Below are 22,543 nucleotides of genomic sequence, written 5' to 3'. Positions count from 1 at the left end.
TCATCGGAGTTGAACTTGACGATTGCCTTCGTCCTGATCGTGGCAAGTGCGTTGGTGGGAATAGCGACAGGTTACCTTTTCCGGATCTGGGCGCTGGTTATAATCTCGCCGCTAATCGCAGTTCTCTCGGCGATCATTCTTCGCACCTATGAATTCGGGATGATGGCCGGTGTGATCGTCATCGCCATCTGTCTCGTCGTCTGCCAGCTCGCCTATCTTGCCGCAGCCTATTTTCTACACGCGCGCGATGTCTCAGCCCATGACGAAGTCGACGGCGAGCCAGGCAAGGCGAGCGAGCAAAAGATCCGCCGAGAGCACAAGTAGCGCCAAAGCGACCCAGACCACCGGCCCCTTGCGACGCAGACGCGCCGGCTTTGACGCCGGCGAGACGCGGCCCAGCGCAGGCGTAACAGCGTATTTCGCAGCGAGATCGCGACCAAGCGCGGTCTTCCGCAACACCAAAGAGTTCATCAAGGATACTTTCTTATTTCGTCTTCAACTTGCCGATGGAGCGGCAAGTGTCCCACCAGGGTTCGTACCCGACTGGTCAAGAGTGATGCCAAGGCCGAGCAAAAGAACGGCGCTGTTTTGACGCGCCTATGACAATTGCGCGACAGAAGGGCCCCGCAATTCTGGCACGGTTCCTACGCGGAATCTGTGCCGGGTTCCACAAGTGGGGAACGTCTTGACGTAACCGTGATGATCGGGCGCGAACGTGAAAAAGGCCGGATCGATGATCCGGCCTTTGTATTCTCCATTCCCGGCTACGAGATCACACGATCAGGCAGCAGCCGCCTTCTTCGGCGCGAAGCGGCCGTAGAAAGTTTCACCCTTCGCCGCCATCTCCTCGAGAAGCTTCGGTGGGGTGAAGCGCGAGCCGTATTTCGCCTCCAGCTTGTGGCAGAGCTCGACGAATGTCTTCGTGCCCATGAAGTCGATGTAGGACAGCGTGCCGCCGGTGAACGGCGCAAAGCCGAAGCCGAGGATCGAGCCGACATCCGCCTCGCGCGGATCGGTGATGACGTGATCCTCCACCGTGCGCGCGGCCTCCACCGCCTGCACCACCAGGAAGCGCTGCTTCAGCTCCTCGACATCGAGCGTGTCAGGATCGAGCTGCTTCGGCTGCAGCGCGGACAGGCCCGGCCACAGGCTCTTCTGACCCTTGCCCTTCTCGGGATAGTCGTAGAAGCCCTTGCTGTTCTTGCGGCCGAGGCGGCCCTGGTTCTCGACCATCTCGACCATCAGCTTCTTCTGATCGGGGTTGATGGCGTTGGGGCCGAGATCGGCTTCGGTCGCCTTCATGATCTTGAGGCCGAGGTCGAGCGCGACTTCGTCCGAGAGCGAGAGCGGGCCGACCGGCATGCCGGCCATCTTGGCGCAGTTCTCGATCATCGCCGGCGGCACGCCTTCGAGGAACATCTCGTTGCCTTCGGCGACGTAGCGGCCGACGCAGCGATTGGCGAAGAAGCCGCGGCTGTCGTTGACGACGATCGGCGTCTTGCCGATCTGGCGGACGTAGTCGAGCGCGGTCGCGAGCGCGAGATCGCCAGTGTTCTTGCCCTTGATGATCTCGACCAGCATCATCTTCTCGACCGGCGAGAAGAAGTGGATGCCGACGAACTTGCCCTGGTCCTTGAAGCTCTCGGCCAGCGAGGTGATCGGCAGCGTCGAGGTGTTGGACGCGAAGATTACATCGGGCTTCATGTGCTCCTGCGCCTTGGCAAAGGTATCAGCCTTGACCTTGCGGTCTTCGAACACGGCCTCGATGACAAGGTCGACGTCCTTCAGGGCGGCGTAGTCGGCGGTCGGCGTGATGCGCGCGAGCATCGCTTCGGCGTCGGTCGGCTTGGCGCGGCCCTTCTTGATCTGGTCCTCGATCGCCTTCTGCGCATGCGCCTTGCCCTTGTCGGCGCTTTCCTGGTCGCGATCGATCAGGACGACGTCGAGGCCGGCGCGGGCCGAGACGTAGCCGACGCTCGCGCCCATGAAGCCGGCTCCGATCACGGCGATCCTCTTCACCTTGGTCGCGGGCACGTCCTTCGGACGGCGCGCGCCCTTGTTCAGCTCCTGCATCGAGAGGAACAGGCTGCGGATCATCGCGGCCGCTTCCTTCGAGCGCAGCACCGAGGTGAAGTAGCGCGATTCCACACGAAGCGCCGCGTCGATCGGCAGCTGCAGGCCCTCATAGACGCAGCTCATGATCGCGCGCGCGGCCGGATAGTTGTCGTAGGTCTCGCGACGATAGATCGCGTTGCCGGCCGGGAACATCATCATCCCGGCCTTGGAGAACACCGGACCGCCGGGCAGCTTGAAGCCCTTCTCATCCCAGGGCGCCACAGCCTTGCCGCCGCCCTTGATCCAGTCCTTCGCGGCCTTGACGAGGTCGGCAACGGGCACGATGGCGTGAATCAAATTCAGCGCCTTCGCCTTGTCGACCGTGACCGGATCGCCCTTGAGCAGAATGGTCATCGCGTCCTGCGGCGGCACCAGACGCGGCACGCGCTGCGTGCCGCCGGCGCCGGGGAACAGGCCGACCTTGACCTCGGGCAGGCCGAGGCGAGTCTTGGGATTCTCCGCCGCCACGCGATAGTGACAGCACAGCGTGATCTCGAAGCCACCGCCGAGTGCGAGGCCGTTGATCGCAGCAGCCCACGGCTTGCCGGAGGTCTCGATCGAGCGCAGCACCTGCGAGAAGCGGCGGCTCTGCTCGAACAGCATCTGGTTCGCGGCGGTCTCGCCCTGCTCCTTCAGAACTTTCGCGTAGGCCTGGTTCATGCCTTCGAGCATGGAGAGATCAGCGCCGGCGCAGAACGCTTCCTTGGCGGAGGTGATGACGACGCCCTTCACCGCGGCGTCAGCCGTGGTTGCCTTGACGATCGCGTCGAGCTCGCTGGTCGAGGTCTCGTCGAGCACGTTCATCGAGCGGCTCGGGATGTCCCAGGTGACGAGCGCGATGCCGTCGGAATCGGTCTCAACCCTGAAGTTCTTGTAAGCCATGTTGGTTGCTCCCCTACCCTTAGACGCGCTCGATGATGGTCGCGGTGCCCATGCCGCCGCCGATGCACAGCGTGACGAGAGCGGTGGACTTGTTGGTACGCTCGAGCTCGTCGAGCACGGTGCCCAAAATCATCGCGCCGGTGGCACCGAGCGGATGGCCGAGCGCGATTGCGCCGCCATTGACGTTGATCTTGGCGTTGTCGATGTCGAAAGCCTGGATGTAGCGCAGCACCACCGAGGCGAAGGCCTCGTTGAGTTCGAACAGATCGATGTCCGACTTCTTCATGCCGGAGCGCGCGAACAGCTTTTCGGTGACGTCGACCGGGCCGGTCAGCATCATCGCCGGCTCGGAGCCGATATTCGCAAAGGCGCGGATTTTTGCGCGCGGCTTGAGGCCGTACTTCGCGCCCGCGTCCTTGCTGCCGAGCAGCACGGCGCCGGCGCCGTCGACGATGCCCGACGAGTTGCCGGCGTGGTGCACGTAATTGACGCGCTCGATCTCGGGATGCGACTGCACCGCGACGCCATCGAAGCCGCCCATCTGCGCCATCATCGTGAACGACGGCTGCAGCTGCGCGAGCGACTGCATCGTCGTCGTCGGACGCATGTGCTCGTCCTTGGCGAGAATGGTGAGGCCGTTGATGTCCTTCACCGGCACCACGGACTTGTCGAAGCGGCCTTCTTCCCAGGACTTCGCCGCGCGCTGCTGGCTCTGCACCGCATAGGCATCGACGTCGTCGCGCGAGAAGCCGTACTTCGTGGCGATCAGATCGGCCGAGACGCCTTGCGGCATGAAATAGGCCGGCACGGCCATCGACGGATCCATCGGCCAGGCACCGCCGGAGGCGCCGATGCCGACGCGGCTCATCGATTCGGCGCCACCACCGATCACGAGCTCGTGCTGGCCGGCCATGATCTGCGCGGCCGCGAAATTCACGGCGTCGAGGCCGGAGGCACAGAAGCGGCTGATCTGCACGCCGGGCACGGCTTCGCCGAGACCTGCCTTCAGTGCGGCAAAGCGCGCGATGTCGCTGCCGGCTTCGCCGACCGGATCGACCACGCCGAGCACGACGTCGTCGACGGAATCTTCCGGCAGGTTGTTGCGGTCCTTCAGCGCCTTCAGCGGCACGGTGGCGAGCGCCAGCGCGGTGACTTCGTGCAGCGCGCCGTCTGCCTTGCCGCGGCCGCGGGGGGTGCGAACGTGATCGTAGATGAATGCCTCAGGCATGACGCCCTCCTGATCTGGTGTTCGAGTTTTGATCGCGCGGAAGCAGGCTCAGAACGCTTCCGCCGGCAGTTCCATGATGGTGGCGCAACCGGACTGGATGCGCGCGAGATTGGCCGCGGTCTCCGGCAACATCCGCTCCATGAAGAAGCGGCCGGTCACGAGCTTAGTCGAGAGATAGGGCGTCGCCCCGCTGGCGGCAATCTTGGCCTGCGTGACCTTGGCCATCTTCGCCCACATGTAGCCGAGCGCGACGAAGCCGAAGAGATGAAGATAGTCGGTTGCGGCTGCTCCCGCATTGTCGGGCTTCGCCATCGCGTTCTGCATCAGCCACGTGGTGGCCTGCTGGAGATGGCCGAGCGAGGCCGAGAGCGGGTTGATGAAAGGCTTGAGCGCCTCGTCGCCGCCGTTCTCCTTGGCGAAGGCCATGACCTCGCCGAAGAACGCCATGATGGCGCGGCCGCCGTCGCGCGGCAGCTTGCGGCCGACGAGGTCGAGCGCCTGGATGCCGTTGGCGCCTTCATAGATCATGGCGATGCGGGCATCGCGCACGAACTGCTCCATGCCCTGCTCGGCGATGTAGCCGTGGCCGCCATACATCTGCTGCGCCTGCACCGCGTTGGCAAAACCGTAGTCGGTGAGGAAGCCCTTCAGCACCGGCGTCATCAGGCCCATGTGATCATCGGCGGCCTGACGGTCCTTCGGGTCTTCGGAGCGATGGGCGACGTCGCTCTTCAGCGCGGTCCACATCACGAAAGCGCGCGCGGCCTCATTGAAGGCGCGGATCGACAGCAGCGTGCGGCGGACGTCGGGATGCACGATGATCGGGTCGGCCGGCTTGTCCGGCGCCTTCACGCCGGTGAGCGAACGGCCCTGGATGCGCTCGCGCGCGTAAGCGACCGCGTTCTGATAGGCGACCTCGGACTGCGCGAGGCCCTGAACGGCGACGCCGAGGCGGGCCTCGTTCATCATCACGAACATGCCCTGCATGCCCTTGTTCTCTTCGCCGATCAGCCAGCCGGTGGCGCTGTCGTAATTCATCACGCAGGTGGAATTGCCGTGGATGCCCATCTTGTGCTCGATCGAGCCGCAGACCACGCCGTTGCGGGCGCCGACCGAACCATCGGCATTCACCAGGAATTTCGGCACCACGAACAGCGAGACGCCCTTGATGCCGGCGGGTGCGCCCTCGATCCGGGCGAGCACGAGGTGGATGATGTTGGGAGCGAGGTCATGCTCACCGGCCGAGATGAAGATCTTGGTGCCGGTGATCTTGAAGCTGCCGTCGGCCTGGCGCACCGCCTTGGTGCGGAGCATGCCGAGATCGGTGCCGCAATGCGGCTCGGTCAGGTTCATGGTGCCGGTCCATTCGCCGGCGACCATCTTCGGCACATAGGTCTGCTTCTGCTCCGGCGTGCCGTGAACGATCAGCGCGGCGGTCGCGCCCATGGTGAGGCCGCCATACATCGAGAACGCCATGTTGGCGGAGATCTGGAATTCGTTGACCGCTTGCGAGAGCGTCACCGGCAGGCCCTGGCCGCCGAACTCGGTCGGTGCCGACAGGCCGAGCCAGCCGCCCTCGGCGACCTGCTTGAAGGCGTCCTTAAAACCCTTCGGCGTGGTGACGCTGCCGTCCTCAGTGCGCTTGCAGCCTTCGAGATCGCCGACGCGATTGAGCGGCTGCAGCACCTCTTCGGCGAGCTTGGCGGCTTCGCCCAGGATCGCCTCGCGCACGTCGCTCGATGCATCGGAGAAGCCGGCGAGATTGTCGTAGCGATCGATCTGGAAGACGTCGTTGAGCAGGAAGTTCACGTCTTCGACGGGGGCTTTGTAGATCGGCATGGTGGTCTCCCGGCAAGCCTTGAAGTGATGAGCCTTGAAGTGATGGATTCCCTACGATTGGGCGGCGAGCTGCTCCGCCATCAGGCGGTGCAGCATGTTGATGGCCTTGAGCGGGCGCACCATCACCTTGAAATGTGTGATGCGACCCTCGGCATCGAAGCCGATGATGTCGACGCCGTTGATCTCGATGCCGTCGATCATAGTCTTGAATTCGAGCACGGCGCCGTCAGCGCTGGTCCACTCGCCGACATAGCTGAAGCCGGGACCGCCCAGCACCTTCTCGGCGCTGGCAAGATATTTGAAGGTGATGTCGCGCCCGCGCTGCGAGGAGTGCACGACCGGGCTTTCGAACACGGCGTCAGGATGGAGCAGGTCCCACAGCGCCTCGTGATCGTGGGACTTCATGAAGCTGTACCAGGAATCGAGGCCGGTCATGGTCAGGATGCCTCCCTTGATCGAACGTTTTGAATCGAACGCCTTGAATCCAACGTCTTGGCAAAGACGCGAAAACAACCCCATGCACAGTAGCGTGGGGTTGATTTCGCTGGGCTTTCCGGTCGGTTCTGAGCCCCGAACCGGGTCGCCTCATATGCACATTGACGCATATGCGCCGATACGCATAAAGTCAAGCTGCTTGGTTAAGGTCACAGGGAGGCAGGTCACATGGCGCTGGGCGACGCGATCCTCGCATGCCTGACGGAACGTCCGATGACGGGCTATGAGCTCGCCAAGACATTCGACTCCTCGGTCGGCTTCTTCTGGAAGGCCGACCACCAGCAGATCTACCGTGAGCTCTCCAAGCTGCGCGACCGTGGCTACATCCAGGGCCGCGAGGTCGTGCAATCCGGCAAGCCCAATAAGCTCATCTATACGCTGACTCCGGAAGGCCGAACAGCGCTGCGGCACTGGGCCGCGCGACCGAGCACCCCGCCCTCGATCAAGGACGACCTGCTGGTCCGGCTGCATGCCCTCGACAGCATCGACATCGAGCCCATCCGTACCGACCTGATGGACCGCCTGGAGCATCACCGCGACCGGCACGAGAACTACGAACGGATTCTGAAAAAGCGTTTTCCTGAAGGGACGGCATCTGATGTGCTCGACCTCGGCAATCTGCTGCTGCTCCGCCTCGGCGCGCGGCACGAGCAGATGGTGGCCGATTTCTGCGAGGAAGCGCTCGAGGCGCTGTCGGCGATGAGCGGCAAGGCCACAGTGGTCCCGCTGGACGACGGCAAGCGCGAGGGCAAGGGTTAGGCGCCGCCTCGACACCTAGAACTTCGTCACGACGGGCTTATCACCCCAATTGAACCGGACGTTGATACCAGCGCGGACGATATCGTCGGTGAGCCTGACATCGCGCGTGGCAACCGCTGCTGGCCCGAGAAGAGGCCGCGTCTCGAAATATCGCTTACTGCCGAAATCGGTGTGAACATATTCGAGCTTGAAGCTCACGGCGCCCCAAGTGTCGGTCCAGGCTGCCCACTCGCCGCCCAGTCCGGCCGCAAGACCGGTTCGCGTTCTGGATTCGGTCACGGCCCCGGCAGGATCGGACACAGTGACGGCGGTGCCGGCGAAGGCAATGCCAGCAGTGCCATAGATCAGAAACTGATCGAGCGCGTAGCCGACGCGGCCGCGGAACATATCGATCCATCTCTCGCGCGTGGTGCTCGTCGCCGTGACGTTGAACGGCGGCATGTCGGGCGCGGAGCCGTGCTTGTTGGTCCATGAGGCGTCGTTCTCGAAGCCGAGCACCGTGTTCTCGATCTGGAAATCACAGCCGAATGCCCCGCCCGCGACGCCGCCGGTGAGATTGAAGGTGCCGGAAATCGTGGGGCCGACAGCGTCGCCGGCACGCGCGACGTCCTCGCTCTTGCCCCAGGAGCCGCCACCCTGGACGCCGACATAGCAACTCGTCCAGTTGAAGCCTGCGGGTACTGGCGCCTTGACCACGGGCCTTGCCGCCGGGGCATCGGCGGCAAAGGCGGGCGACGTCAGTCCGGCCGCCAGCGCGGCCACGAGCAACCATTTCATGTCGGCAACAATCTGCTCAGGCAGAGCACCGACCGCGGCGCTCTCTATCCCTGAGACGGGTCGGGCGGGCCTGCCGCGAAATTTTTCGTCGGCGGGGGCGCATTCCGCTTTCATCGCCCGCCTTGTGCGCACCTGCGCACTGGAGCGGGCGATCCAGTATTCCAGAGGTTGCGCGGCTAGAATCGAGAAGCCGCGGCGTACTGGATGCCCCGCCTTCGCGGAGCATGACACCGGTTCGGGCGGGCTCTTCGATCCAATGAACACGCCCCCGGTTCCCGCCGCCCAACTTTAAGACACCGGCGCCGCATTCCTTAACCCGTTATTTACCGTAACAGGAAAAAGTCGGATTTCGAGGCAGACGACCCGCGCCGAATTCGATTGTCTTGCAACCGGCACGCGTGGGGAGACTGGAGGCGCCGGGTGGGGCGCCGGAGTCGGAACCGGACAGAGTCATGAATTCGCGCGTATCGTGGAGTGTTGACGGTATCGATCCATCCGTCAGGGAGCGGGCCGAAGCTGCTGCGCGTCGCGCCGGCATGTCACTCAACGATTGGCTGAACTCCACGCTCGGCGAGACTGCCCCGCCGAACTTTCGCGGATCTTACGAACAACGTCAGGAGTTGCGTCCCGATCCGCGCGCTCCGCAAATGCCGAGTCAGGGACTAAGTCAGGAAAGTCGCGAGGTCGCCGACATCCATCAGCGGCTCGACGCGATCACCCAGCAAATCGAGCGGATTTCAAAGCCCGCCGCACCGCGCCAAGACGCTTCTCGTGAAAGGGACGTCTCGCGCGAGCAGGGCGTTGCCCGCCAGCTCAACGACGCGATCTCGCGGCTCGATGCCCGCCTGTCGCAGATCTCGCGGCCCCAGCAACCTCAAGCACCGCAGCAGCCGCAGGCACAGCGCCCCGCGCCGGTCGAGACGCGCCAGCGCCAGGCCGATGCGGTCGAGCGTGCGGCCGCGCAAGTCTATCGCAACTCGCCTCCCCTGAGCCCCGCGTCGTTCGACGTTGCCGTCGCCGAGATCACCGCACGTCAGAGCGAGCTCGACGGATTCGCACCGCGGCAGGTGCCGCCGCGCGCCGCGCCGTCGATCGCGCCCTCGGCAGCTCCCTATGCTCCCCCGATGGCGCCGCCCGCGCCTGCCTACGCCGCGCCGCCACCGCAGCCGGGGCCGGATTTCTCGTCGCTCGAACGCCATCTGCTCAAGATCACGAGCCAGATCGAGTCGCTCCAGCGTCCTGACCATACCGAGCAGGCGATCAACGGCTTCCGCGCCGAGCTCGCCGAGATCCGCAACGCCATCACCGAGGCGATGCCGCGCCGCGCGATCGAGTCGATCGAGAACGAGATCCGCTCGCTGCACCGTCGCATCGACGAGACCCGCTCCAATGGCACCGACGGCCAGGTGCTCTCAGGCATCGAGCGCGCGCTGGCCGACATCAAGCAGGTGCTGCGCACGCTGACGCCGGCCGAGCAGCTCGCCGGCTATGACGAGGCGATCCGCAATCTCGGCGCCAAGCTCGATCTGATCCTGCGCGCCAATGACGACCCCTCGACCGTGCGCCAGCTCGAAGGCGCGATCTCGGCATTGCGGGGCATCGTCTCGAACGTCGCCTCCAACGAAGCGCTGGCACGGCTCTCCGAGGACGTGCAGCTGCTGTCGTCCAAGGTCGACCAGGTCAACCGCTCGACAGACCGCGGCGACAGCTTCGCCGTGCTGGAGCAGCGCATCGCCGCGCTCACCGCTGCGCTGGAAACGCGCGAGCGGCCGCAACCGGCCGAGAGCACCGAACATCTGGAAAGCGCAATCCGCGCGCTGTCCGACCGTTTCGATCGCATGCAGGTCGGCAACGATTCGGCCTCGACCTTTGCGCATCTCGAGCAGCGGGTCTCCTATCTCTTGGAGCGGATCGAAGCCGCCTCCGATTCGCGCGGTGGCAATTTCAGCCGCGTCGAGGACGGGCTGCACGACATCCTGCGGCATCTGGAGCGCCAGCAGGCGACCTATTCCGCGCTCGCCGAGAGCCGGAGCTCGGCGCCATCTCCCGATTCCGGAATGGTCGATCTGGTCAAGCGCGAGCTGTCCGACATCCGGTACAGCCAGGCCGAGACCAACCGCAGCACGCAGGATTCGCTGGAGGCCGTGCACAACACGCTCGGCCATGTCGTCGATCGTCTCTCCATGATCGAGGGCGATCTGCGCGCCGTGCGTACCGCTCCGCCGGCCCCTGCGCCGATGCCGATGGCTGCACCCATGCCGCCGGTCGAGCCGGCGCCGATGGCGCGCGAGCAACGGCCGCCGCCGCCTCAGCAACCGAAATACGACCCGAAGCCCGAGCTGCCGAATCCGGCCGCCGCGCAACAGTCGGCGCACTCCGCCTTCGTGGCCGCGCCGCGCGAATTTCATGCTGCCGCGCCCGCAGCGCCGCCCCCGGTGCCAACGGCGCCGGTTCCGCCGCGTGCGATCAGCGAGATTCTCGAGCCGCACACGGCGCCCGCCCGCGCCGCGATCGCGCCCGAACTGCCGCCGGATCACCCGCTCGAGCCCGGCACGCGTCCGAACGGCCGCCCCGCCACGCCGTCGGAGCGCATTGCCGCGTCCGAAAGCGCGATCAGCGAAATCCCCGCCGCTCCGAAGGAGCCGGTGTCGTCGTCGAGCTTCATCGCGGCCGCGCGCCGTGCCGCGCAAGCGGCCGCCGCGCAACCGCCGGAGAAGCCCGCCCGCGGCGTCAAGGCCGCGCTCGCGGCCCGCACCAAGGACAAGGGCCAGGCACAGGGGCAGCAAGCCGCCTCGACCATCACCTCGAAGATCCGCTCGTTGCTGGTCGGCGCGAGCGTGGTCGTGATCGTGCTCGGCACCTTCAAGATGGCCATGAACCTGCTCGATGGCGGCAGCGCACCGCCGGCGCCGCAGGCGATGGAAAATACGTCGAGCCAGCCCACACCGCTGGCGCCGCCGCCGGTCGAGAACAAGCCCGCCGCGCCCGAGCAGGTCACGCCGTCGATGACCTCGCCGACGCCGATCGGCAAGCAGTCGCTGAACAATGCCGCACCGGCGCCCGCGACGAGCTCCGGCAACACGGCGTCGGTCGAAATTGCGCCCGCGCCGCCCGCGGCCTCCAGCGACGTGACCGGTGCGCTGACGGGCACGAGCCGCGCACGACTCGGCATGGTCCAGGTGCCGCCGAGCGAGAAACTGCCTGACGGCATCGGCGGTCCGGGCTTGCGCACCGCCGCGATGAGGGGCGATGCGACCGCGGCCTACGAGATCGGCGTGCGCTTTGCCGAAGGCAAGGGCGTGGCTGCCAATTACGACGAAGCGGCAAAGTGGTACGACCGCGCGGCGCAGGCCGGCGTAGTGCCCGCGACCTTCCGCCTCGGCACGCTCTACGAAAAGGGCCTCGGCGTGAAGAAGGACGCCGACATCGCCCGCCGCTACTACACGCAGGCCGCCGAGCGCGGCAACGCCAAGGCGATGCACAATCTTGCGGTGCTCGACGCCGACGGCGGCGGACGCGGCGCTAACTACAAGAGCGCGGCACAGTGGTTCCGAAAGGCGGCCGATCGCGGCGTCGCCGACAGCCAGTTCAATCTCGGCATCCTCTATGCCCGCGGCATCGGCGTCGAACAGAACCTCGCCGAATCCTACAAATGGTTCACCCTCGCGGCCGGACAGGGCGACGCGGACGCCGCGACCAAGCGCGACGACGTCGCCAAGCGTCTCGATCCGCAATCGCTCGCCGCCGCCAAGCTCGCGATCCAGACCTTCAGCGCCGAGCCGCAGCCCGACGACGCCGTCAACGTCCAGGCCCCCGCCGGCGGCTGGGACAGCGCACCGCAGGCGACCGTCAAGCCCGCACCGAAGCCGGTTGCGACGAAGAAGTCGGCGTCGGCGGCGCATTAGAGCGGTCGCTCAGCAGGCTCTGACGGCAAATCTCTCCGAGTCGTCCTGGCGAAAGCCAGGACCCATTACCACAAGCACTCGTTGTTGAAGGACGCTGTGGCCAAAGCTTGCCGCGATAACAAGCAGTCGGGATAATGGGTCCTGGCTTTTCGCCAGGACGACGTTGGAGAGCTAGCGCGCCTCGACCACCCTCGTCACGTTCATTCACCACGCCCAAATTTCCTGATCCGCCCCGCACCAAATTCCGCTATTGAAGGACGCGGCAATCGTTCTGCGCCTCCTGCGAGCATTCCGCGAAATCGATCCGTCTCGCCGGAGCGTGGGTCCGATGCAGCTCTACCTTCCGATCGCCGATCTTCCGGTCAACGTGTTCCTGGTGCTGGCGATGGGCGCGGCCGTCGGCTTCGTCTCCGGCATGTTCGGGATCGGCGGCGGCTTCCTGATGACGCCGCTGTTGATCTTCATCGGCATCACGCCGGCGGTCGCGGTTGCCTCTGTCGCGAGCCATATCGCGGCCTCGTCGTTTTCCGGCGCCCTCACCTATTGGCGACGGCGCGCGATCGATCCGACACTGGCGAGCGTGTTGTTGTGCGGCGGCGTGACCGGAACGTCGCTGGGCGTGTGGACTTTCACGCAGCTCCGTGCGCTCGGCCAACTCGATCTGATGATCGCGCTCTCTTACGTGGTGTTGCTCACCACGGTCGGCAGCCTGATGTTCTCCGAGGGCCTGCGCGCACTGATGCGGACCCGGCGCGGCGCCGTGCCGCCACGGCGCATGCACAACTGGATTCACGGCCTGCCGCTGAAAATGCGGTTCAAGCGCTCGAAGATCTATCTGTCAGTCATCCCGGTGGTCGTCATCGGCATCATGATCGGCTTCATCGGCGCGGTCATGGGCATCGGCGGCGGCTTCATCCTGGTGCCGATCATGATTTACATCCTGAGGGTGCCGACCTCGACGGTGATCGGGACCTCGATGGTGCTGACGCTGGTCACCATGTTGTTCGCGACCATGCTGCATGCAGTGACCAATCACCTCGTCGACGCCGTGCTGGCGCTGATCCTGATGGTTGGCGGCGTCACCGGTGCGCAATTCGGCGCCCGTGCCGGCCAGAAGATCCGCGGCGAGCAGCTGCGGCTGCTGCTGGGCTTGCTGATCCTTTCGGTCGGCGTTCGCTTCGCGGTCGAGCTGGTGATCCGTCCCGAAGACCTCTTCACCATCCGTGAGCTCGGAGTGAGCGGATGATACGCGCGCTTGTTGCGGCTCTCCTCGTCCTGCTATTCGGTGCGTCCGCGCGGGCGGAGCGGTTGATCGTGTCGGTCTCCAACCATCGCGTCACGGTGACGCCGAACTATTCCGGCGAGGAGTTGGTGCTGTTCGGCTCGGTGGAGAAGGACGCGACCACGCCCGCCGAGCGCACGGCTTACGACCTCGTGGTCACCGTGATGGGCCCGCGCGCCGATATGGTGACGCGGCGCAAGGAACGCAAATTCGGCATCTGGATCAACACCGACTACCGGCAGTTCCTGCAGGTGCCGAGCTATCTGGCGCTGTTCGCCAATCGCCCGTTCGACCGCATCACCTCGCCCGAGATTGCACGGCGGCAGCAGATCGGGCTCAACAACGTGCTGTTGACCCAACGCGTCGGCGGCGATTACGCCGACGTGGTGCCGAACGACGCGTTCCGCTCCGCCTTCATTCGCCTGCGCACCGAGCGCGGGCTCTATCGCGAGGATGCGAGCGCGGTGACATTCCTGACGGCGACGCTGTTCCGCACCGGCATCCCGCTGCCGGCGGAGGTGCCGATCGGCACCTATGAGGTCGAGATCAAATTGTTCGCGAATGGCGCCTTCATCGGCAAGACCGAGACCGCGTTCGAGATCGTCAAGGTCGGCTTCGAGCAGTTCGTCGCGACGAACGCGCGGCAGAACGGGCTGGTGTACGGCCTCGTCACCGCGGTGATGGCGCTGATGACGGGATGGATGGCGTCGATCGTGTTTCGGAAGGACTAGCCGCGTACTCCGTCATTGCGAGCGCAGCGAAGCAATCCAGACTGCCTCCGCGGAACGATTCTGGATTGCTTCGTCGCAAGAGCTCCTCGCAATGACGGCTGCAGCAGCTACGGCGCCTCAATCACCGTCGGCACACCGGGCTCCAGCAGCCGCAGCCGCGTCCCGAAGCCCAGCGTATCAAACGTCTTGCGCAAATCCTCGCTGTTCTGGCGGAAATGCGCCCAGCCTTCGGTGTGCACGGGGACGATCATCGCATCGGGGAAGGCGCGCGCGGTCTCGATGGTGTCGTTGGTGTCCATGGTGAGGTGGAACGGCCCGCGCGTCTGCGCGGCGCCGGCGAAGGGCAGCACCACGCCGCATTTGAAGCGGCGCGCGACTTCGGCAACGCCGTCGAACCAGGTGGTGTCGCCGCTGATATAGATGGGGCGCGTATCCTTGCGGCTCGACTGCACCACGAAGCCGATGACATCGCCGGACAGCGGCTCGATGCCGGCCGGGCCGTGACGCGCGGGCGTCGCGGTAATCGTCAGCGCGTTGCCGTCATCGTCCTTCAGATGCGCGGTCGCCCAGGGCGCGAGGCCCTCGACATGGCCGCCGAGGCGTTTTGCGCCGGCCTCCGTCGTCAGCGCGCGCGGCGCTTTCAGTACAAAGTCGCGACCGGAATTGTCGAGATTGTCCGAATGCTGGTCATGGCTGAGCAGCACGGCATCGATCGGACCGATGGCGTCGGCCTTCACTGCCGGACCGATGGTCTTCTCGAGCTTCACATGCGGCAGCTGATAGGCACCGGGGGCATCGAAGGTCGGATCGGTGAGCAGGCGAAAGCCGTCGATCTCGATCAGCGCGGTGGGGCCGCCGATCAGGGTGATGAAAACAGGCATGAGGGGAACTCCTCTTACACGACGGGCTTTGCGGGGCGCGTCACCAGGTAAATGCCGAGCGCCACCGGAATGATCCCCAGCAAGTCACGCGCTTCGACGTGTTCGCCGAGCACGAGATACGCGAACAGCATGCCGAGCGGCGGCATCAGGAAATGATAGGCACTCGCAGCCGTCGCGCCACACACTTTCAGGAGATGAAACCAGAGCCAGTAAGCCAGGATCGAGCCGCCGAGCACGAGGAAGGCGAAGGCGCCGATCAGGCTTGGGGTGAAATCGATCGCATGAATGTCGGCGAAGGTCAGCGCGACCGGCGTCAGCACGATGCCGGCGGCGAGGTTCTGCACGCCGTTGCCGATCCACAGCGAACCCCTGGGCGAGAGCAGCTTGAACAGGATGGTGCCGGCGACGATCGAAGCGAGCGAGGCCAGCGTGAAGATGATGCCGTGCAGGCTATCGGTGCCGACCGAGAGACGGTGCCAGACGATCAGGGTGACGCCGATGATTCCCAGCAGGAGGCCGCTCGCCTTGCGCCAGGTCATGCCCTCGCCAAGGAGTAACGCGGCGAGCGCGGCCGTGAACACCGGATTGGCCGAGACGATCAGGCCACCGAGGCCGGCGGACACCGATTGCAGGCCGGTGTAGCCGAGCCCGAGATAGAGCGCGTTGTTGGCGATGCCGAGCACGGCAAAGATCATGACATCGCGCCATGACAACGACCAGTCGCCGCGGACCAAGGTGGCACCGAGGATCAAAATGCCGGCGAGCGAAAAGCGCGCGGCGAGCAGGATTAGCGGCGGACAGTGGGTGACGCCGATCTTGCCAGCGACGAAGGCGTAGCTCCAGAGCAGGCAAAACAGGCCGATGGCAAAGGGCAGCGCGTTGAAGCGGCTGCGGGGGACGGACATCGAGGCGGCGAGCGACATGAGGGCATTCTCCTGAGCCCTCGATCTAGGGACTGGCCTTGTCATTTGGAAATTAAATGATTAACTGCCAATCAGTGGATTTTCGAATGGAGGCAGGCATGCTCGACCTGGAGCTTCTGCGCAGTTTCGTCTCGGTGGTCGAGGCCGGCGGCTTTACCCGCGCGAGCAAGCGCGTCCATCGCACGCAATCGACCGTCAGCCAGCAGATCAAGCGGCTGGAAGAGGATGTTGGCCAGGTGCTGCTGCACCGTGACGGCAAGGACGTGCGCCCGACCGAGGCCGGCGAGCGGCTGCTGTCCTATGCGCGGCGGCTGCTGACGCTTGCGGAAGAGGCGCGCGACGTGCTGCGCGAGCCCGATGGCGACGGCGCGATCCGGCTCGGCATCCCCGAGGATTTTGCCGCCTATCGTCTGGCAAAATTGCTGGGCGCCTTCTCGCGCTCGCATCCGAGCCTGCGGCTCGACGTGCGTGCCGACCAGAGCAAGAACCTCAGCCGCGACCTCGAACGCGGCGAGCTCGACCTTGCGCTGTTCAAGCGCGAGGCCGGCGCGAAAGGTGCGATCGCGGTGTGGCCGGAGCGGGTGCACTGGGTCACCAGCAAGAGCCATCCGATCGATGTCAACGCGTCGTCGGTGCCGCTGATCGGATTTCCGCCCGGCTGCCTCTATCGCGCCGGCGCCATTCACGCGCTGGAAAGCGCCGGCCGCACCTGGCACATGTCGTACTCGTCATCGAGCCTCGCCGGCATCCAGGCCGCGGTTGCCGCCGGCATGGGCCTGAGCATTCTGTCGGAAATGTCGATCCAGTCCGACCATCGCGTGCTGACAGCGAAGGACGGCTTTGCGCCGATCAACCGCACCGAGGTGGCGCTGATGGCCGCGCCCAACGCGACGTCCGCGACGCTGCGGCTCGCCGATCGGCTCGCGGAGTTTTGCGAGAACGTGCAGGCGAAGGCGGCTTAATAGCACCGCGACGCTGCGATCGCATGCACCCTGCGGTCGCCGAGCAGATGCGCGACAAAGCCGTTCGTCGGAAAAATCTTTGCGAACGCCGCATCGCGGATGCTGAGACCGCCGGCATAGGCGCCAAACGCCGGCATCACGGCGCGCATGCCGTCGCTGGCGAAACAACGTCGCTCCATCGAGCGGCCGCGCGCGGAGACGCGCGCCTTGGGATGGAGATGGCCGGCGATCTCGCCATGCGCGCCGGTCGGCTCGTGACGGAAGGTGATCGGGCCGATCGCGATTTCATCGGCGACGGTGCCGCCGAGATCGCGCGGCAACATCGGATCGTGATTGCCCGAGATCCAGATCCAGTCGCGGCCGGTCCGGAGCGCCGCAACGGTGTCGCGGTCGTCCGCGGACAGGCGCTCATGCGCGGAGCGATCGTGAAAGCTGTCGCCGAGCGCGATGACGATTTTGGGGTTATGGCGGGAGATGACAGCAGCGAGCCGGCTCAGCGTTGCCAGCGTGTCGTAGGGCGGCAGCAGCACGCCGCGCGTGGCGAAGCTGGAACCCTTTTCGAGATGCAGATCGGAAACGACGAGCAGGCGCTGCTCTTCCCAGAACAGGGCGCCGGAGAGATCGGCGGCGAAGGTCACATCGCTGATGGTGACATTCGAAACGCGCATGTCCTCGACATCCCCTGAAACCAGCGCGCCCAACGTCACGTCAAAACCTTGCTTCTATCCCATCGCCTCTTTGACCAGCTCGTCGGCGGCCTCGGCCAACAGCTCGTCTCCAGCTTCGCCATAAACTGACTCGCGGCCGATTTCCAGCATCACGGGGACGGCGAGCGGGGAGACGTGGTCGAGTTCCCGGTGGGTGATGCGGCCCTGGATGCGGATGAGCATGTCGCTGAGACGGCGCAAATCGAGCAGGCCGGTGGCGGCATCGGCGCGCGCGGCGCGCAGCAGCACGTGATCGGCCTGGTGTTTCCGCAAGACATCGTAGACGAGGTCGGTCGAGAACAGCACCTGACGGCGGCTCTTCTCTTCGCCGGTGTGGCGGCGCGCGATCAGGCCGGAGATGATCGCGCAATTGCGGAAGGTGCGCTTCATCAAGGCGGATTCGGCGAGCCAAGCCTCAAGGTCGTCGCCGAGCATGTCTGGATCGAACAGCGCGTTGAGGTCGAGCTTGCCGTTTCGGATCATGAACGACATGTCGCCAAGCGCCCAGATCGCCACCGCATATTCGTTGGCGACGAAGCCGAGCGGCCTTGCGCGGGCGCGCTCCAGCCGGCGCGTCAGCAGCATGCCGAGCGTCTGGTGTGCGAGGCGGCCTTCGAAGGGATAGCAGACGATGTAATGCTTGTTGGCGCGCGGAAAACTTTCCACCAGCAGCTCACGCACCGCGGGCACGCGCGACACGTCCTTTTGCAGCGACAGCCAGTCGCGCACCTGTTCTGGCAGGCCACCCCATGCGCGGCCGTCATCGAGCAGCCGGCGGACGCGCTCGGCGAGATAGGTCGAGAGCGGGAACTTGCCGCCCATATAGGACGGCACTTTCGGGTCCTTGTCATGCGCGCGCGACACGTAGACCTGGTCCTCGACCAGGGTTTCGTATCGCACCACCTCACCGCTGAACACAAAAGTGTCGCCGGGGCTCAGGCCCTCGATGAAGGCCTCTTCGATCTCGCCGAGCAAGCGGCCGCCGCGCGCGATCACGCCGGTCGATCCGCTTGCTTTTCCTTGGCCGCCGCCGCGCGAGCGCACCAGCCGCACCTTCAGCATGTCGTCCTCGACAATGGTGCCGACATTCATCCGGTAGCTCTGCCGCACCTTGGGATTGGCGACGCGCCAGCGGCCCTCCTTGTCCTGCTTGATGCGGGCGAAGCGCTCATAGGTTTTTAGCGCATAGCCGCCCGAGGCGACGAAATCGACGACGTCGTCGAAATCCTGCCGCGACAGATCCGCGTAGGGCGCGGCGGTGCGGACTTCGGCATAGAGTTCGTCCGAGAGAAACGGCTCGCCGCAGGCGCAGCCGAGCACGTGCTGGGCCAGCACGTCGAGCGCCCCTAGGCGCAGGGGCGGCGTGTCCTGCGCATTCTCGGCAATCGCATCGATCGCGACGCGACATTCCAGCACCTCGAAACGATTGGCCGGCACCAGCACGGCGCGCGAGGCTTCATCGAGGCGGTGGTTGGCGCGGCCGATGCGCTGCATCAGCCGCGACGATCCCTTGGGCGCGCCGATATTGACGACGAGGTCGACGTCGCCCCAGTCGACGCCGAGGTCGAGCGAGGAGGTGCAGACCACGCCGCGCAGTTTTCCCGCCGACATGGCGTCCTCGACCTTGCGCCGCTGCGCGACGTCGAGCGAGCCGTGATGCAGTGCGATCGAAAGGTTGTCGTCGTTCATGCTCCAGAGGTTCTGGAACAGCATCTCGGCCTGGCTGCGGGTGTTGACGAAGACCAGCGTGGTCTTATTCGCCTTGATCAGCTGGTAGATTTCGGGAAGCGCGTGGCGAGCGCTATGGCCGGCCCAGGGCAGCCGTTCGCGCGTGTCGAGCATCTCGACCTGCGGCGGCGCCGCGCCGCCGGCGATGACGATGTCGGCCGCCGCTTCCCGGCCGCCGGGCTGAGGCACCAGGAAGCGCGCGAGTTGCTCCGGCTCCGCCACCGTCGCCGACAGGCCGATTGCGCGCATCTGCGGCGCCAGCCGCCATAGCCGCGCGAGGCCCAGCGACAAGAGATCGCCGCGCTTGGACGTCACCAGCGCGTGCAGCTCGTCAAGCACGATGCGCTTGAGCGAGGAAAACAAGAACGGCGCGTCGTCGGAGGAGAGCAGCAGCGCGAGCTGCTCGGGCGTCGTCAGCAGAATGTCCGGCGGATAGCGCCGCTGCCGCTGCCGCCGCGACACCGGCGTATCGCCGGTGCGGGTCTCGACCTTGATCGGCAGGCTCATCTCGGCGATCGGCCGTTCGAGGTTGCGTGCGATGTCGACCGCGAGCGCCTTGAGCGGCGAGATGTAGAGCGTGTGCAGGCCGGCGCTGCGTTGGACAGTACGGCCGGTGGACACGACGGATTTCGTCGGAGTCGCCGGTGCCGAGCTCAGCTCCACCAGCGTCGGCAGAAACCCCGCCAGCGTCTTGCCGGCGCCGGTCGGCGCGATCAGCAAGGCGCTAGCGTCCGCGCGCGCCTTCTCCAGCAGCGCGAGCTGATGCTCGCGCGGCGACCAGCCGCGGGCCGCGAACCACCCCTGGAAGCGGTCGGGCAGCAGCGCGGCCGGCTCGGCCGGAATTTTGAGGATGCGGGGCGGCACGGCATCACAGGTAAGCCGTGGCGATGGGTTCGTCGAGGGGTGAAGGTCTCGTAGGCTGGGCAAAGCGAAGCGTGCCCACCGCAGTCGTCGTCAGGGAAAATGGTGGGCACGGCGCAAGAGCGCCTTTGCCCACCCTACGGCAGCTCGATCGCGGAGAGACCGCCTACTCCGACATCGGCTTGTCGGAGATGTCCCAGTCCTTGCCGCTGAAGATCGAGATGAACAGCGTCTTCATCGGCGTGTAGTCCTCGGGCGTGTAGTCGTAGGTGACGCCGTCGAGGAAATAGGGCGAGTGGAAGCCTTTGAGCGTGGACGCCTGCTTCAGCACATTGGCACGGGTGAGCTCGTCGCCGCAGCGGCGCAGGATCTCGCCCATGGTCACGGCCTGGCCGTAGCCGGCAAGGGCGATGGTGTTGTCGGGGTCGATGGTCGGGATGTACTTCTTGCGCAGCTCCTCGAACGCCATCACATCCGGGTCCTTCTCCCATTTCGGCAGGCCGACCTCCTTGTTGTAGCGGATGGCGACGATGCCGGCGGCGTTCTCGAGGCCCGCGGCGTTGAGGATCGAGCGGCCGGTCGAGCCCGCCGACAACAGCTGCAGCGGCTTCCAGCCGAGCTCGGCGACTTTGCGGATCGACTGCGACGACGCCTTGCCGGTGGAGATGTTGTAGAACACGTCGGCGCCCGACTTGGAGAGATTGATGAGCTGGGAATCGACCGTGGGATCGGTGAGATCGTAGGTCTGCTCCATGATGACAGATGCGGTGCCACCGGCGTCGGCCAGCACCTTCTTGAACGGACCCAGGAAGTCGCGGCCGAAATCGTCGTTCTGGTAGAGGATGCCGACTTTGGCGTTCGGCTTCACGCTGACGACGTGCCGCGCCAGGATGCGCGCCTCGGTCGGATAGAGCGGCAGGCCCGCCATCGTCCACTTGAACTCCTTCGGGTTATTCCATTTCGACGCGCCGGTGTTGAGCAGCAACTGCGGCACGCCCTTGGAGTTCAGGTATTTGTGCACGGCGGTCTGCGGCGCGGTGCCGAGCGAGCCGTAGAGCGCGAGCACCTCTTCCTGCTCGACGAGGCGCCGCGTCGCCTCGACGCATTTCGGCGCGCTGTAGGCGTCGTCCATGGTGAGAAACTTGATCTTGCGCCCGTTGATGCCGCCCTTCTCGTTCAGCATCTGGAAATAGGCCTCGCCGATCCGCCCGAGCACGCCGTAGAGCGAGCCGGGGCCGGAATGCGGCACGGTCTGCCCGATCTTGATCTCGGTGTCGCTGGCGCCGGCATCGTATTTCTTCTCCGCGGCCCAGACATAGGGCGCGGGCAAGACGGATGCGGCCATAGTGGCGAGCGCGGCGGCGCTGACATCGCGCCGCGAAGGATTCTTCGTCATCGTGGTTTCTCTCCCTGCTGCGCGCATTGTGCTGGCTTCACACCACGTGTCGCAAGTAGGAAGTTCGTCGCTGAGCGACACAATGACGCGCAAATTGCCGGTGTTTAGCGCCTAGACTCAAGATTTCTCGGCAACGACGACGAGACCGCGCACCGGCTCGTTGTTCTCGATGCGCGGAGACGCCGGCTCGAGAGTCAGCAGCTCCAGTCCGGCCTTGGCGATCGCGCCGCGCACATATTCCGCCGCGTGGGCATAGCGCAGGCCTTCACCGAGAACGATGCCGCTGCCGTCATGCGTCTCCAGCGTGAAGGCGAGCACGCCGCCTGATACGAGCACGCGCCTGGCCTCGATCAGCACAGGCGCGAGATCGGAGAGATAGACGAACGCATCCGCAGCGACGACGAGGTTCGCACTCGCGTCCGCCTTGCCGCGCAGGCCCTCGATCATGTCGGCGACCTCGAGCTCGGCGTAGAGCTCGGTGGCGCGCGCCTCCTTGATCATCCCTGGCGACAGATCGATGCCGATGAAGTGGTCGACCTGCTTGGCGAAGGCGGCTGCCGCGAGGCCGGTGCCGCAGCCGAGATCGATGGTGCGCTTGAAGAACGCCGGCTTCTTCGCCGCGACGCGCGCGGCCAGCACCGCCTTGAAGATCAGCGCGGGGGCGCGATAGCCGAGATCGTTGATCAGCGCGTGCTCGAAGCGCGGCGCGTATTGATCGAACAGCGCCTGCACATAGGCTTTTGGCATCTCCGCCATCTCAGTGTCGCCAAGCCGCATCAGATGCAGGCCGGCGCCGTGCTGGTCCCCAGGATCGGACTCGCGCGCTTTGCGAAACGCCGCGATCGCCTTGTCGCGCTCGCCGAGCTGCTGACGGATTTCGCCGAGCGTGAACCAGGCCGAGGTAAAATTCGGTGCAAGCTCGATCGCCTGTTCGATGAGATCGGCGGCGGCGGGCAGATCGCCCTTGAGCTGGAGGTCGCGTGCGAACTCGAAACGGCGGTCAGCCATGAGATCGCCGGAGGTCAGAAACAGGCGGAGCGGCATTGGGAACCAGGAAGCGAAGCGTGTGAAG

Annotated in this window: 17 protein-coding genes; 6 read left to right on the top strand and 11 right to left on the bottom strand. The window is 65.4% G+C overall.

Going from position 1 to position 22,543, the window contains the following annotated elements; genetic code table 11:
• Positions 1–15 precede the first annotated feature (15 nt).
• On the top strand, positions 16–324 hold the full coding sequence (locus tag JJC00_RS03800) for a hypothetical protein (RefSeq protein WP_200471421.1): 309 nt from the start codon (positions 16–18) through the stop codon (positions 322–324).
• Positions 325–780: 456 nt separating this feature from the next.
• Here the strand turns inward: JJC00_RS03800 and JJC00_RS03795 are convergent, their stop codons facing one another.
• From JJC00_RS03795 to JJC00_RS03780, 4 genes are read right to left on the bottom strand one after another with little or no spacing between them, the layout of a single operon-like run.
• The gene (locus JJC00_RS03795) at positions 781–2,997 is read right to left on the bottom strand and encodes an FAD-dependent oxidoreductase (protein ID WP_200471420.1); all 2,217 of its coding nucleotides are present in this window, start codon (positions 2,995–2,997) and stop codon (positions 781–783) included.
• Positions 2,998–3,016: 19 nt separating this feature from the next.
• Positions 3,017–4,225 carry an acetyl-CoA C-acetyltransferase gene (locus JJC00_RS03790; RefSeq protein WP_200471419.1) on the bottom strand — a complete coding sequence of 403 codons (1,209 nt, stop codon included), beginning with the start codon at positions 4,223–4,225 and terminating at the stop codon, positions 3,017–3,019.
• 48 nt (positions 4,226–4,273) lie between these two features.
• On the bottom strand, positions 4,274–6,064 hold the full coding sequence (locus JJC00_RS03785) for an acyl-CoA dehydrogenase C-terminal domain-containing protein (protein WP_200471418.1): 1,791 nt from the start codon (positions 6,062–6,064) through the stop codon (positions 4,274–4,276).
• Between the two features lie 51 nt (positions 6,065–6,115).
• Complete coding sequence (locus tag JJC00_RS03780; protein ID WP_200471417.1) at positions 6,116–6,499, bottom strand: nuclear transport factor 2 family protein; 384 nt, start codon at positions 6,497–6,499, stop codon at positions 6,116–6,118.
• Between the two features lie 228 nt (positions 6,500–6,727).
• On the opposite strand from JJC00_RS03780, the gene JJC00_RS03775 reads away from it, so the two are divergent.
• Positions 6,728–7,318, top strand: a complete 591-nt coding sequence (locus tag JJC00_RS03775; RefSeq protein ID WP_200471416.1) for a PadR family transcriptional regulator — start codon at positions 6,728–6,730, stop codon at positions 7,316–7,318.
• 15 nt (positions 7,319–7,333) lie between these two features.
• Here JJC00_RS03775 and JJC00_RS03770 read toward each other — a convergent pair whose 3' ends face one another.
• The gene (locus JJC00_RS03770; RefSeq protein WP_200471415.1) at positions 7,334–8,095 is read right to left on the bottom strand and encodes an outer membrane protein; all 762 of its coding nucleotides are present in this window, start codon (positions 8,093–8,095) and stop codon (positions 7,334–7,336) included.
• A 452-nt stretch (positions 8,096–8,547) separates the two neighbouring features.
• On the opposite strand from JJC00_RS03770, the gene JJC00_RS03765 reads away from it, so the two are divergent.
• The 3 genes from JJC00_RS03765 to JJC00_RS03755 all read left to right on the top strand — a co-directional run bounded on the left by JJC00_RS03765 (position 8,548) and on the right by JJC00_RS03755 (position 14,013).
• A complete protein-coding gene (locus JJC00_RS03765) occupies positions 8,548–12,000 on the top strand; it encodes a tetratricopeptide repeat protein (RefSeq protein WP_200471414.1) in 3,453 nt (1,150 codons plus the stop codon).
• A 328-nt stretch (positions 12,001–12,328) separates the two neighbouring features.
• On the top strand, positions 12,329–13,246 hold the full coding sequence (locus JJC00_RS03760) for a sulfite exporter TauE/SafE family protein (RefSeq protein WP_200471413.1): 918 nt from the start codon (positions 12,329–12,331) through the stop codon (positions 13,244–13,246).
• The gene (locus JJC00_RS03755) at positions 13,243–14,013 is read left to right on the top strand and encodes a TIGR02186 family protein (protein ID WP_200471412.1); all 771 of its coding nucleotides are present in this window, start codon (positions 13,243–13,245) and stop codon (positions 14,011–14,013) included. Before JJC00_RS03760 ends, JJC00_RS03755 begins: the two co-directional genes overlap by 4 nt.
• Before the next feature lie 107 nt (positions 14,014–14,120).
• Here JJC00_RS03755 and JJC00_RS03750 read toward each other — a convergent pair whose 3' ends face one another.
• Positions 14,121–14,894: an MBL fold metallo-hydrolase gene (locus JJC00_RS03750; protein ID WP_200471411.1), complete on the bottom strand. Its 774-nt coding sequence runs from the start codon at positions 14,892–14,894 to the stop codon at positions 14,121–14,123.
• A gap of 14 nt (positions 14,895–14,908) precedes the next feature.
• On the bottom strand, positions 14,909–15,817 hold the full coding sequence (locus tag JJC00_RS03745) for a DMT family transporter (RefSeq protein ID WP_200471410.1): 909 nt from the start codon (positions 15,815–15,817) through the stop codon (positions 14,909–14,911).
• A gap of 98 nt (positions 15,818–15,915) precedes the next feature.
• On the opposite strand from JJC00_RS03745, the gene JJC00_RS03740 reads away from it, so the two are divergent.
• Positions 15,916–16,779, top strand: coding sequence for a LysR family transcriptional regulator (locus tag JJC00_RS03740; protein WP_200471409.1), 864 nt, complete (start codon positions 15,916–15,918; stop codon positions 16,777–16,779).
• On the opposite strand, the gene pdeM is transcribed toward JJC00_RS03740, so the two are convergent.
• From pdeM to JJC00_RS03720, 4 genes are all read right to left on the bottom strand, one after another.
• Positions 16,776–17,447 carry a ligase-associated DNA damage response endonuclease PdeM gene (pdeM, locus tag JJC00_RS03735; protein WP_200471408.1) on the bottom strand — a complete coding sequence of 224 codons (672 nt, stop codon included), beginning with the start codon at positions 17,445–17,447 and terminating at the stop codon, positions 16,776–16,778. The genes JJC00_RS03740 and pdeM overlap by 4 nt on opposite strands.
• Positions 17,448–17,501: 54 nt before the next feature.
• On the bottom strand, positions 17,502–20,078 hold the full coding sequence (locus JJC00_RS03730) for a ligase-associated DNA damage response DEXH box helicase (RefSeq protein WP_200471407.1): 2,577 nt from the start codon (positions 20,076–20,078) through the stop codon (positions 17,502–17,504).
• Between the two features lie 163 nt (positions 20,079–20,241).
• Complete coding sequence (locus JJC00_RS03725; RefSeq protein WP_200471406.1) at positions 20,242–21,471, bottom strand: ABC transporter substrate-binding protein; 1,230 nt, start codon at positions 21,469–21,471, stop codon at positions 20,242–20,244.
• 117 nt (positions 21,472–21,588) lie between these two features.
• On the bottom strand, positions 21,589–22,515 hold the full coding sequence (locus JJC00_RS03720; protein WP_200471405.1) for a class I SAM-dependent DNA methyltransferase: 927 nt from the start codon (positions 22,513–22,515) through the stop codon (positions 21,589–21,591).
• Positions 22,516–22,543: the final 28 nt, after the last annotated feature.

This window comes from Bradyrhizobium diazoefficiens, from assembly GCF_016616885.1.
Classification (GTDB): domain Bacteria; phylum Pseudomonadota; class Alphaproteobacteria; order Rhizobiales; family Xanthobacteraceae; genus Bradyrhizobium; species Bradyrhizobium diazoefficiens_F.
Note: the sequence above shows the minus strand (reverse complement) of the source record. Positions and strands in the feature narration are given on the sequence as shown.